Source organism: Cellulomonas sp. McL0606 (assembly GCF_058248365.1).
In genome coordinates, this window is the sequence record NZ_CM177779.1 from 3,496,695 (window position 1) to 3,509,501 (window position 12,807).

At 72.6% G+C, this 12,807-nt stretch carries 8 protein-coding genes and 1 pseudogene; 6 read left to right on the plus strand and 3 right to left on the minus strand.

Annotated elements, in window-relative coordinates; translation table 11 throughout:
- Position 1: 1 nt before the first annotated feature.
- Positions 2 to 1,414 carry an NAD-dependent malic enzyme gene (locus tag AC38ZX_RS17765; RefSeq protein ID WP_426593141.1) on the plus strand — a complete coding sequence of 471 codons (1,413 nt, stop codon included), beginning with the start codon at positions 2 to 4 and terminating at the stop codon, positions 1,412 to 1,414.
- 155 nt (positions 1,415 to 1,569) lie between these two features.
- On the opposite strand, the gene AC38ZX_RS17770 is transcribed toward AC38ZX_RS17765, so the two are convergent.
- Positions 1,570 to 2,634 carry an NADH:flavin oxidoreductase/NADH oxidase gene (locus AC38ZX_RS17770; protein WP_491295362.1) on the minus strand — a complete coding sequence of 355 codons (1,065 nt, stop codon included), beginning with the start codon at positions 2,632 to 2,634 and terminating at the stop codon, positions 1,570 to 1,572.
- 151 nt (positions 2,635 to 2,785) lie between these two features.
- Between AC38ZX_RS17770 and AC38ZX_RS17775 the strand changes: the two genes are divergently transcribed.
- Positions 2,786 to 3,886 carry a hypothetical protein gene (locus AC38ZX_RS17775; RefSeq protein WP_491295363.1) on the plus strand — a complete coding sequence of 367 codons (1,101 nt, stop codon included), beginning with the start codon at positions 2,786 to 2,788 and terminating at the stop codon, positions 3,884 to 3,886.
- A 91-nt stretch (positions 3,887 to 3,977) separates the two neighbouring features.
- Entirely contained in the window at positions 3,978 to 5,996 is a 2,019-nt protein-coding gene (acs, locus tag AC38ZX_RS17780) for an acetate--CoA ligase (protein ID WP_491297473.1), read from the plus strand.
- Positions 5,997 to 6,106: 110 nt separating this feature from the next.
- Here acs and AC38ZX_RS17785 read toward each other — a convergent pair whose 3' ends face one another.
- Entirely contained in the window at positions 6,107 to 6,952 is an 846-nt protein-coding gene (locus AC38ZX_RS17785; protein WP_426593144.1) for a hypothetical protein, read from the minus strand.
- 68 nt (positions 6,953 to 7,020) lie between these two features.
- Here AC38ZX_RS17785 and AC38ZX_RS17790 point away from each other — a divergent pair, with 68 nt between their 5' ends.
- Positions 7,021 to 8,169, plus strand: a complete 1,149-nt coding sequence (locus AC38ZX_RS17790) for an alpha/beta hydrolase (protein WP_426593145.1) — start codon at positions 7,021 to 7,023, stop codon at positions 8,167 to 8,169.
- A 62-nt stretch (positions 8,170 to 8,231) separates the two neighbouring features.
- On the opposite strand, the gene AC38ZX_RS17795 is transcribed toward AC38ZX_RS17790, so the two are convergent.
- Entirely contained in the window at positions 8,232 to 9,467 is a 1,236-nt protein-coding gene (locus tag AC38ZX_RS17795) for an NAD(P)-binding domain-containing protein (protein ID WP_491295364.1), read from the minus strand.
- 116 nt (positions 9,468 to 9,583) lie between these two features.
- Between AC38ZX_RS17795 and mshD the strand changes: the two genes are divergently transcribed.
- Both mshD and AC38ZX_RS17805 read left to right on the plus strand, forming a co-directional pair.
- Positions 9,584 to 10,546, plus strand: a complete 963-nt coding sequence (gene mshD / locus AC38ZX_RS17800; RefSeq protein ID WP_491295365.1) for a mycothiol synthase — start codon at positions 9,584 to 9,586, stop codon at positions 10,544 to 10,546.
- A gap of 102 nt (positions 10,547 to 10,648) precedes the next feature.
- A pseudogene (locus tag AC38ZX_RS17805) lies at positions 10,649 to 12,787 on the plus strand (RNA degradosome polyphosphate kinase); the annotation flags it as partial.
- Positions 12,788 to 12,807 lie beyond the last annotated feature (20 nt).

Sequence of the window (12,807 nt, forward strand, 5' to 3'; positions counted from 1 at the left end):
GATGGTGTCACCGAGCGTCTCCTCGTCCATCACGGCGCGTCTGGAGGTGCGGGCCCGACCGACCGCGGTCAGTGAGCTCACCACCGCCATCGAGAAGGCGGGTGGCATCGTCACCGCCCTCGACGTCACGGCCTCGGGCCACGAGCAGATGACCGTCGACGTCACCTGCGCGACGCGTGGCGAGCAGCACGCCGCCGAGATCGTCGACGCGCTGCGCGACCTGGCCGGCGTCGTCGTCGACCGCGTCAGCGACCGCACGTTCCTCATGCACCTCGGCGGCAAGCTGTCGATCGAGTCCAAGGTGCCGCTGCGCAACCGCGACGACCTGTCGATGGCCTACACGCCCGGCGTCGCGCGCGTCTGCGAGGCCATCGCGGCCCACCCCGAGGACGCCCGCCGCCTCACCATCAAGCGCAACACCATCGCGGTGGTCACCGACGGCACCGCCGTGCTCGGCCTCGGCAACATCGGGCCCTTGGCCAGCCTTCCGGTGATGGAGGGCAAGGCCGTGCTGTTCAAGCGGTTCGCGGGCATCGACGCCTTCCCGATCGCGCTGGACACGCAGGACGTCGACCAGATCGTCGAGACGATCTGCGCGATCGCCCCCGTGTTCGCGGGCATCAACCTCGAGGACTTCTCGGCGCCGCGGTGCTTCGAGATCGAGGCACGGCTGCGCGAACGCCTCGACATCCCCGTGTTCCACGACGACCAGCACGGCACCGCGATCGTCGTCGTCGCCGCGCTGACCAACGCGCTGAAGGTCGTCGGCAAGCAGCTCGACACCGTGCGCATCGTGCTCTCGGGCGCCGGCGCGGCCGGCACGGCGGTGCTCAAGCTGCTGCTCGCCGCGGGTGCGCGCGACGTCGTCGTCGCCGACATCGAGGGCGTCATCCGGCACGACCGCCCCGGACTGGCGGAGTCTCTGAAGTGGACGGCCGCGGTGACCAACCCGCGCGGGATCACCGGCTCGATCCCCGACGCCCTCAAGGACGCCGACGTCTTCATCGGGGTCTCCGCCCCGGACGTCATCACGGGAGACGACGTCGCGACGATGGCCTCCGACTCCATCGTGTTCGCCCTGGCCAACCCCCGCCCCGAGGTGGATCCCGACGACGCGGCCCTGCACGCGGCCGTCGTCGGCACGGGCCGGTCGGACTTCGCCAACCAGATCAACAACGTGCTCGCGTTCCCGGGGGTCTTCCGGGGACTGCTCGACTCGCAGTCGCACCGGATCACCGACCAGATGCTCCTGGCCGCCGCCTACGCACTCGCCTCGGTGGTCACCGACGCCGAGCTCAACCCGACGTACATCGTCCCGTCGGTGTTCAACCCCGAGGTCACGACGAGGGTCGCGGCAGCCGTCTCACGCGCCGCCGAGTACAAGGCCCCGGCGGAGGGCACGTACGCGATCTGACGCCCCGGCCCCGGACCCGGGCTCGCCGAGAACGGCAGTTCTGCACGAGAACGACAGTTCAAAGTGCCGTTCTCGTGCCGAACTGCCGTTCTCGCGCCGTCAGACCCAGGTGCCCCGGACATAGGGCGCCTGCCAGCCGGTCTCGACCGTCCCTGTCACGACGTCGGCCGTGCCTGGGTCGACCGGGAGCGCGCTCGTCGGCACGCCGAGTCGTGGGCTGCGCGGAGCGGCCAGAACGGGTCGCGCAGGCCTTCCCGACCCAGCAGGACCGCGTCCGCGGAGCCGTCGACGAGCACCGCCTCCGCCTGCAGCGGGTCGGTCAGCAGGCCGACCGCGGCGACCGGGAGGCCGGACGTCTCGCGCACCTCCCGCGCCGCGGGCACCTGGTAGCCGGGGCCGACGGGGATCGTCGCCGGGGCGTTGCCGCCGGTGGACACGTCCAGCAGGTCGACGCCGTGGGCGCCCAGCTCCTTGGCGACGAGGGCCACCTCGGCCACGGCCAGCCCGCCCTCGACCCAGTCGGTCGCGGACAGCCGGACGAACAGCGGCTTGTCGGCCGGCCACGCGGCCCGGACCGCGTCGACCGTCTCCACCAGCAGCCGCGCCCGGTTCTCCGGGGAGCCGCCGTAGTCGTCGACACGATCGTTCGAGAGGGGCGAGAGGAACTGGTGCAGCAGGTAGCCGTGCGCCGCGTGCAGCTCGACGACGTCGAACCCGGCCCGATCGGCACGGACGGCGGCCGCCGCGAACGCACCCGGGATGGCGCCGATCTGCTCGATCGTCAGCTCACGCGGCGCCGCGTAGCCCGGGAACGGCAGCGACGACGGGCCGACCGTCTGCCAGCCGCCGTCGTCGGGCGGGACCGAGCCGCGGGGCCCGTCGAAGCCGCGGTACGTCGAGGCCTTGCGACCGGCATGGGCCAGCTGCACGCCGACCTTGGTGCCGCGCGCGTGCACGAAGTCGGTGATCCGTCTCCACTGCGCCACGTGACCCTCGTGCCACAACCCGGTGTCCTGCGGCGAGATCCGCCCTTCCGGCACGACGGCCGTGGCCTCGGCGATCACGAGCCCGAACCCGCCCGCCGCCCGCGCACCGAGGTGCACGAGGTGCCAGTCGTTCGGGCTGCCGTCCGTCGCGGAGTACTGGCACATCGGCGCGAGCCAGGCGCGGTTGGCGAACGTGGTGCCGCGGATCGTGAGCGGCGAGAACAAGAGGGTCACATGGCGTCGCAACCCCTGCGTCGCCTGCGCCATTCCCCCGCGCGCGCGGCCGCAGAGCGCGCCGCACAGCGTCGAGGCGGTGCCCGCAATACGGTGAACGAGACCGCAGCATCGCTCGATGCCGCACCCGCGCCAGCCCCGAGGAGCATGCATGAGCACCTCCGACCCGGATCGTCCGGCCGACGACGCCACCGCCCAGACCGAGGGGAGCACCCCCGAGGAGACGGTCCCGACGACTCCCGACGACGGTGCCGCCGCGCCGGTCGCGACACCCGTCGCTGAGGAACCGGCCGCCGCCGAGCCGGTCACGCCGAAACCTGCCGCCGAGCAACCGACCGCGGCCGAGGCGGTCACACCGGGACCCGTCGCCGAGGAACCCGTGACGGAAGAGCCCGTCGCCGCCGATCCGGTCGCGAAAGCAGCCGCCGAGGGACCCGTCCCCGAGGAACCCGCCGCCGGCGAACCCGCCGCGACCGACCCCGTCGGCCTCGACACCGGCCGCCACGCCGTCGTCCGCCCGTCGCCCGTCCCGCCGGCCGACCCGGCGCCGGCGCCCGTCCTCGCGACCGCGCCCGTGCCGGCTGCACCGGTGGCTGTGCCGGCTGCACCCGTCGCCGCGCCCACGGCACCACCGGCCGCCGACCCCGTCGACCCGGCGATCGCCACGGCCGCGGCGGCCTTCGTCGCGACCCCGCCGCCCGAGCCGGTCGCCTCCTACGGAGCGATCACGCCGGAGCCCGACGTGGACGGCCGCCTGTTCCCGGACCCGAACGCGCCGAGCAGCCCGTCGGTGGGGTCACGCATCCTCGGCATCATCGTCGGCCTGATCCTGGCGCCGATCGGGGTCGCGGTCCTGCTGCTGGGCGAGTCGCAGATCCTCGAGGCGCAGGTGGACGGCTGGGACGCGTCGACGTCGGCGGTCGGCATCGTGCTCGTGACGCTCGGGCTGCTGCTGCTCGGCTGCGTGCTGCTCCTGGGCATCTGGACCGCAGCCGTCCCGATCACGGGCGGAGCCGTGCTGACCGCGGCCGGCGCCTTCTACCTCTACACGCCGTCGATCGCGCGGGAGCAGACGCTGCTCATCCTCACGTCGTCGGGCTGGCACAAGACGATCACGCAGGTCACGGTGTCGGCGACGAGCGGGATGGTCCTGGCAGCCGGGTTCCTGCTCCTGCTCGCCGGGATCGTCATCGCCTCGGCCCGCAGGCGCGGCGTGCACCTGGGCGAGTTCCGCGAGCGGCACAAGGTCTGATCGGCGGGTGGTGCGGGGTCCGGCTAGAGTTTCCGCCGGACCCCGGTCCACCTGCACCGACGTAGCTGCACAGGAGGTCGTCCACGTGACCGTGACCGAGCCCGGGAACCGCCCCGAGAACCAGCCCGAGACCCCGCACGAGCCCGGCCTCGAGAACCTGCTCACCGAGGATCGGCGCTTCCCGCCGACCGCCGAGTTCGCCGCCCAGGCCAACGCCCAGAGGGACCTGTACGCGTGGGCCAACGCCGACCGGCCCACCTTCTGGGCGGACCAGGCACGCGAGCTGATCAGCTGGGAGAAGCCGTTCGAGGAGGTCCTCGACTGGTCCGACGCGCCGTTCGCGCGCTGGTTCGCCGACGGGACGCTCAACGCTGCCTACAACGCGGTCGACCGGCACGTCGAGGCGGGCAACGGCGACCGGGTCGCGCTGCACTTCGAGGGCGAGGGCGGCGACACCCGCACGATCACCTATGCGGACCTGCAGCGCGAGGTCTCCAAGGCCGCGAACGCGTTCACCGCGCTCGGGATCGGCACCGGCGACCGGGTCGCCATCTACCTGCCCCTGATCCCGGAGGCCGTCGTCACCATGCTCGCGTGCGCCCGCATCGGCGCGCCGCACTCGGTGGTGTTCGGCGGGTTCTCCGCCGAGGCGCTGAGCAGCCGCATCAACGACGCCGAGGCGAAGCTCGTGGTCACGGCGGACGGGGGCTACCGCCGCGGCGCCGCGAGCGCGCTGAAGCCCGCGGTGGACGAGGCGATCGCCAAGGGCACGCCATCGGTCGAGCACGTCGTCGTCGTCAAGCGCACGGGCCAGGACGTCGCGTGGACCGACAAGGACGTCTGGTGGTCGGACGTCGTCGACACCGCATCCGACCAGCACACACCTGTCGCGGTCGAGGCCGAGCACCCGCTGTTCATCCTCTACACCTCGGGCACCACCGGGAAGCCGAAGGGCATCTTCCACACCACGGGCGGCTACCTGACGCAGGCCGCGTACACGCACCGCAACGTCTTCGACCTCAAGCCGGAGACCGACGTCTACTGGTGCACGGCCGACGTCGGCTGGATCACCGGCCACACGTACGTGGTCTACGGCCCCCTGATCAACGGCGCCACCCAGGTCATCTACGAGGGGACGCCCGACACCCCCCACCGCGGCCGCTGGTGGGAGATCATCCAGAAGTACAAGGTCACCATCCTGTACACCGCCCCCACGGCCATCCGTACATGCATGAAGTGGGGCGAGGAGATCCCGAACCAGTTCGACCTGTCGAGCCTGCGCGTGCTCGGGTCGGTGGGCGAGCCGATCAACCCGGAGGCGTGGATCTGGTACCGGCGCGTGATCGGCGGCGACAGCGCACCCATCGTCGACACGTGGTGGCAGACCGAGACCGGCGCCATCATGATCAGCCCGCTGCCGGGCGTCACCGAGACCAAGCCGGGATCGGCCCAGGTCGCCCTGCCGGGCATCGCGGCGGACGTCGTCGACGACGAGGCGCACCCGGTGCCCGACGGCGCCGGCGGCTACCTCGTCATCTCCGAGCCGTGGCCGTCCATGCTGCGCGGCATCTGGGGCGACCCCGAGCGATACAAGGACACGTACTGGTCGCGGTTCCAGAACCTGTACTTCGCGGGCGACGGAGCCAAGAAGGACGACGACGGCGACATCTGGCTGCTCGGACGCGTGGACGACGTGATGAACGTGTCGGGCCACCGCCTGAGCACCACGGAGATCGAGTCGGCCCTGGTCAGCCACCCGTGGGTCGCCGAGGCGGCCGTCGTCGGCGCCAACGACGAGACCACCGGCCAGGCGGTCGTCGCGTTCGTCATCCTGCGTGGCGACGCCGAGGGCAAGGACCAGAGCGCGGACGCCGTCCAGACCGAGCTGCGCAACCACGTCGCCAAGGCCATCGGCCCGATCGCCAAGCCGCGCCAGATCCTCGTCGTCGCCGAGCTGCCCAAGACCAGGTCCGGCAAGATCATGCGTCGGCTGCTGCGGGACGTCGCCGAGCACCGTCAGGTGGGCGACGCCACGACGCTGGCCGACTCCTCCGTCATGGACCTCATCGCGCAGGGGCTGGCAGCGCCGGGCGCGAAGCAGGAGGACTGATCCGGAGCGCAGCGGAAGGTGGGGGCGCGCCAGCGCACCCGCCTGCAGCGCAGCGCAGGACCGGTCCGACTCTCAGACAGGAGGACTGATCTGGAGCGCAGCGCGCGGGATCAGTCCGCCTCCCGAACAGGAGGGCTGACCTCCCGGGCCTCCGCGGACGCCTCCGCTGAGGCGTTCGCGGGGCTCAGGGCGAGCGCCACGCACCCGGCCAGGGCCATCACGACGCCGACGGCGGCGACCGCGTCCCAGCCGTCGCGCACCCGGTCGCCCAGCACCCAGATGCCGACGACCCCGGGCACCACGACCTCGAGCACCGAGACGACGGCGGCCGCGGTGCCCACCGAACCGCGCTCGAGCGCCCGCAGGTAGGCCAGCGCTCCGGCCACGGCGGACAGGACTATGGCGATGGCCAGCGGCTGGAAGATCGTCGCGACGATCCCGTCGGACACGGTGGCCGCTCGCGCGGCGATCGCGGCGCCGGAGTACCCGAGCCCCCCGATCACCGCGAGCACGATCGGCGGCCCCGACCGGTAGCACGCCACCATGAGCAGGACCAGAACGGTCGACGCCACGATCATGATCGCGGCGAACCCGTCAGGCGCGGGCGCCGCGGGCTCCTCCCCGCCGGACAGCGAGACGAGCACGAGCGCCGCGACGACGACCAGCACTGCGACCCGGTCGACCGGACGCATCCGCGTGCCCAGGACGTACCGGGCGAGCACGACGACCACGACCAGCGACGCCGCGATGATGGACTGGACGACGAACAGCGGCAGCTGGTTCAGGGCGACCAGCGACAGTGCCCAGGCGAGCCCGTCGACGGCGAACGCCGCGATCACGAGCGGCTGCGTCACCACTGCGAGGCCGGCGGCCTTGCGCGTGGCCACCGCTTGCATGATCGTGCTCACGCCATAGGCGGCCGACGAGACGACTGCGGCGAGGATCGCCCAGATCACGTCGGAGCCCGGAGATCGGTCATGGGTGCAGTGTGCCCAAGGCACCGTGCAGGTGCGAGGCTTGGCCCGTGCTCCACGCCGACGACGCCCCCGGCGTGCACCTTCCGGGGGCCGTGCTGCGTGAGCTGGGCAGCGGAGGCGACTGGATCAGCTCGTGGTGGACGGTCGCGGTCGTCGGCGTCCTGGTCGCTCTGACGATCGTCTGGGCGGCGCGCCGGCGGCGTCGGCACCGCCGCACCTGGCCGCTGTGGATCTGCGCCCCGTTGGCGCTCCTGCTCGGGCTCGGCGTCGCGGTCAACTCCTACGTCGGGTACGTGCCGGACGTCGCGGCGGCCCGGGTGACCCTGGCCGGGTGGGGCATCGGCGACGTGCACAGCATGAAGCACGGGCACGCGCACGAGCGGACCGGTGGTGCCGGCCAGGGTTCCGTCGACTCCGTACACATCCCAGCGCCCTCCACCGACCGCATGCCGGGCGGCTCGCTGACCTGGATCTACACGCCGCCGGGCTACGACGCCTCCCGGAGCACCCGGTATCCCGTCGTCTACCTCGTGCACGGCAGCCCGGGCGCGGGAGGCGACTGGTTCGCGGCCGGGGCCGTCCCGCACACCATGGACATCCTGCTCGCGCACCGGCTGGTCCAGCCGATGATCGTCGTCGGCATGGACGTCAACGGCACCGGCCCGAGCGCGCGGGACACCGAGTGCCTGGACTCGACCACCGGCGGCTCACAGGTGTCCACCTACGTCTCACGGACCGTGGTCCCCTGGGTCGACGCCACCTACCGTACGGACGCCGACTGGCAGCACCGCACGATCGGCGGCTTCTCCTCCGGCGGCTTCTGCGCGCTCGACCTCGGCCTGCAGCCACCCCACCAGTTCGCCGTGATCACGGCGTTCGACCCCGACGGCGACCCCGGTTCCGGGGGCCGCGCGATGCTGGCGACGAAGGCCGAGCGGGACCGGCACGACGCCACGGTGTACTCGCGGACGATCCCGCTGCCGCACGAGGTGGCGCTCTTCGTCGCACTGGCCGGCATCGGTCACGGTCAGCCGGCGCACGACGGACCGCTCATCGCCCGGAACCTGCGCGCGCGGGGCCAACCGGCGGTCGTCTTCACGGCGGCGGGTCAGTCGCACACCTGGAACATGGCGCGCGCGGCCCTCCCGCACGGTCTGGTGTTCGCGTCGGCCCACATGCCCCCGCCGACCCCCTGACCGGTTCCGACATCGTGATCTCGCGACGAGGTCGTGGGCTGCAGCCGACGAGCGTCGGCGACTCACGATCTCGGGGGTGGCCCGCGGCGCCGGCGGCTGCTGCTCAGCGGGACCAGAGGGTGCGCAGGTTGTGGACCGCCTCGCGGCCGGCCCGGTTGGCGCCGATCGTCGACGCGCTCGGGCCGTAGCCGACGAGCTGGACGCGAGGGTTGGCGACCACCTGCGTCCCGTCCATGACGATCCCACCCCCGGGCGCACGCAGGTGCAGGGGCGCGAGGTGGTCCAGGGATGCGCGGAAGCCGGTGCACCACAGCAGCGTGCGCGCCTCGACGAACGCCGGCCCGCCGGTCCAGCCGTCCGGGACGGGGTCGGTCGAGGACCACTCGACCCCGGTCGGCGTGATCCGGGAGAACATCGGCCGCGCGGCCAGGATCCCCGCCGTGATGCCGAGCCGGTACTCGGGCGTCAGCGGCAGACCGGTGACCGACACGATGCTCGACGGCGGCAGGCCGGCGCGGGTGCGGGCGTCCACCTCGGCGACCGCGTCGCGACCGAAGCTCGGGCGTGAACCGGACGTCGCGCCAGGCGGGCGGGCGACGCGTGACCCAGGTGGTCGTCGTGACGCGGGAGACCGCCAGGGTCAGCTGGACGGCGGACGTGCCCCCGCCGACCACGACCACGTGCCCGTCGGACAGGTCCTCGGGGAGCCGGAAGTCGTGGGCGTGCAGCTGGCGACCGACGAACGACGCGCGCCCGGGGTAGGTCGGCCAGAACGGCTTGGTCCAGGTGCCCGAGGCGTTGATCAGCCCGCGGGCGCGCCACTCGACGACCTCGTCGGGACGCGTGACGCTGTGGCTGCGCACCAGGAGCGACCCGTCGTCGAGGGGGGCCACCTGCGACACCTGCACGGGGCGCTGCACCCGCAGGTCGAACGCCTCCTCGTACTGCGCGAAGTAGTAGGGCACGGCGAAGGCCGCCGGTTCGTCGGGGTCCGGCGCGACCAGCGGCATGCCGGGCAGGTCGTGGATGCCGTGCGCATCGGCCATGGTCAGACCCGGCCAGCGGTGCTGCCACGCCCCGCCCGCCTGCGGTGCGTCGTCCAGGACGACGAAGGTCTCGTCGGCGGTCGACCACCCCGCCTCCCCCACGGCGACCAGCCCGTTCTTGCGCAAGTGGTATGCGGCGGACAGGCCGGCCTGACCGGCGCCGATCACGATGACGGTGACGTCGACCGGTCCCGACGGAGTCCGGGCGCGCCGCGACCGGCGGGTCTGCGGGGGGCTCTGCGACGGGTCCATGGCCCGCCCAACCTACCCGCTGGGAGGGTGACGGCCGCAGGGAGGTTCGGCCGTTCACCGGAACGCGTGGTAGTGCTGGACGACCGTCCGGAACGCGGCCGTGGTGGGATGGGCCCATGGTCGCCACAGACGCCCTCCTCACCGCGACGGCCGGACCGTTGACCGCGTCCGTCGCCGACGAAGTCCGGGCCCTCGCGCAGCGCACCGCGAGTGTCGACGGCGTCGCCCCGCTGTCCGAGCAGCCGCTGCTCTGGCTCACCGAGCCGGAGGCGCCCGCCATCCACCTGCGGGCGGTCGTCGACGGCCTGCTCGTCGGGTACGCGCAGCTCGACGTGGGGTCGCAGACCACCGTCAAGGCGGAGCTGGTGGTCGACCCGGCCCTGCGGCGCAGCGGCGTCGGCTCGGCACTGCTGCGGCGGGCCCGGGCCGAGGCGGGCGTGGTGGACGAGCGTGAGCTGCGGGTCTGGGCGCACGGTGACCTGCCGGCCGCCCGTGCGTTCGCCGACGCGGCGGGGATGGTCGTGGTGCGCGAGCTGCTGCAGATGCGCGTCGACCTCGTCGAGCGGTCCGCGCAGGACGCGCCCCTCCCGGCCGGCGTCGGGGTCCGCCCCTTCGTGCCGGGTGCCGACGAGGACGCGTGGCGCCGCGTCAACTCGCGCGCGTTCGCGCACCACCCGGAGCAGGGCCGGATGACCTCGGCGGACCTGCGGGCGCGCGAGTCGGAGGACTGGTTCGACCCGGCCGGGTTCCTGCTCGCAGAGCGCGACGGGCAGCTGCTCGGGTCGGTGTGGACGAAGGTGCACCCGGCGGGCGAGCACGGAAGCGAGCGCGTCGGCGAGATCTACGTCGTGGGCGTCGACCCGGACGCCCAGGGCCTGGGCCTGGGGCGCGCCCTCACGGCCCTGGGTCTGGACCACCTGACGGCGCAGGGGCTGACCGCGGCGATCCTCTACACGGGCGCGGAGAACACCGTCGCCGTGCACACCTACGAACGCGCGGGGTTCGTCCGCGCGGGTGCGGACGTGATGTTCGGCCCGGATACCAAGAGTTCACCGAGGGATGCCACCATGGGCGCATGACGGACCTCACCGCCCTCGACCCCGACCTGGCGGCCCACATCGCCGAGCACGTCCGCCCGGCGCAGGCGCTGGAGATCGAGGACGTCGAGGTCGCTCGAGCCTTTGCCGGACGACCGGTTCCTGGACCGCGAGCTGTCCTGGCTGGCGTTCAACCAGCGTGTGCTCGAGCTGGCCGAGGACCCCGAGCTTCCCCTGCTGGAGCGGGTGCGGTTCCTGGCGATCTTCGCCTCGAACCTCGACGAGTTCTTCATGGTGCGGGTGGCCGGGCTGAAGCGCCGCATCGCCACCGGCATCGCGGTCACGGCCGCGTCTGGGGGTTCCCCGCGCCAGGTCCTGGAGGCCATCAGCGAAGAGGCGCACCGCCTGATGACCCGGCACGCGGCGGTGTTCTCGGAGCAGGTGCAGCCCGCGCTGGCGAAAGAGGGCATCACGCTCGTGCGCTGGGACGAGCTGGGCGAGTCCGAGCAGGACCGCCTGCGCAAGTTCTTCCGCCGGCAGATCTTCCCGGTCCTGACGCCGCTGGCGGTGGACCCCGCCCACCCGTTCCCGTACATCTCGGGGCTGTCGCTCAACCTGGCCGTCGTCGTCTCGAACCCGAGCACCGGCAAGGAGCACTTCGCGCGCGTGAAGGTCCCGCCGCTGCTCCCCCGGTTCATCGCGGTCGACGCGTCCGGCCGGCCGAGCGCGCCGGACGTCCAGGCCGCGTCGCTCGAGCGCGGACCCATGTCGTTCGTGCCGGTCGAGGACGTCATCTCCGAGCACCTCGAGCAGCTGTTCCCGGGCATGGAGGTCCAGGAGCACCACACGTTCCGGGTCACCCGCAACGAGGACGTCGAGGTCGAGGAGGACGACGCCGAGAACCTGCTCAAGGCCATGGAGAAGGGCTCCTGCGGCGCCGCTTCGGGCCGCCCGTCCGTCTCGAGATCGCCGACGGCATCAGCCCGCGCATCCGCAGCCTGCTGATCCGCGAGCTCGGCGTCGACGAGGAGGAGGTGTACGGCTCCCCGCCCCGCTCGACCACACCGGCCTGCACCTCGTGGCCGACCTCGACCGTGCCTCGCTGCAGTTCCCGCGGTTCGTCGCGTCCACCCCGCGCCAGCTGGCCGAGGTCGAGAGCGCGACACCGGCCGACATGTTCGCCAAGATCCGCGAGCGCGACATCCTCCTGCACCACCCGTACGACTCGTTCTCGACGAGCGTGCAGCAGTTCCTGCAGCAGGCGGCCGCCGACCCCCAGGTGCTCGCCATCAAGCAGACGCTCTACCGCACCTCGGGTGACAGCCCGATCGTCGACGCCCTGATCGATGCGGCCGAGGCGGGCAAGCAGGTCCTCGCCCTGGTCGAGATCAAGGCGCGCTTCGACGAGCAGAACAACATCTCCTGGGCGCGCAAGCTCGAGCAGGCGGGCGTCCACGTCGTCTACGGCATCGTCGGCCTCAAGACGCACTGCAAGCTTCTCCCTGGTCGTCCGGCAGGAGTCCGACGGCCTGCGTCGCTACTGCCACATCGGGACGGGCAACTACAACCCCAAGACCGCGCGCCTCTACACGGACCTGGGTCTGCTCACCAGCGACCCGGAGGTCGGACAGGACCTCACGCGGCTGTTCAACCAGCTGTCGGGGTATGCGCCGAAGTCGCGGTTCCACCGGCTGCTCGTGGCACCCCGGTCCGTCCGCAACGGCCTGATCGAGCGCATCGACCGGGAGACGGCCGCCGCCCGGGCGGGCCAGCCGGCGTGGATCAAGATCAAGGTGAACTCGATGGTCGACGAGGCCACCATCGACGCCCTCTACCGCGCCTCGCAGGCGGGCGTCCCGGTCGACCTGGTCATCCGCGGCATCTGCGCCCTGCGCCCCGGCGTGCCGGGCCTGTCGGAGACGGTCCGGGTCCGCTCGATCCTGGGGCGCTTCCTCGAGCACTCGCGCATCTTCGCGTTCGCGTCCTCGCTCAAGCCCGAGGACGCCACGTTCGAGGGGCCCGAGGTCTACATCGGCTCGGCGGACCTGATGCACCGCAACCTGGACCGCCGCGTCGAGGCCCTCGTCCGGATCGCAGACCCCGACCAGGTCGGAGAAGCTCATCGAGCTGCTCGACGAGTCGACCGACGACGGCACGGCGTCGTGGCACCTCGAGTCCGACGGCAGCTGGGAACGTCATCACGTCGGACTCGACGGCCCTCTCGTCGACCTGCAGGCCACCCTGATCAACCGGCAGCGGCGCCGGCCCGGCACGGGCCGGTGAGCGTGGCGCAGTCCCAGGTG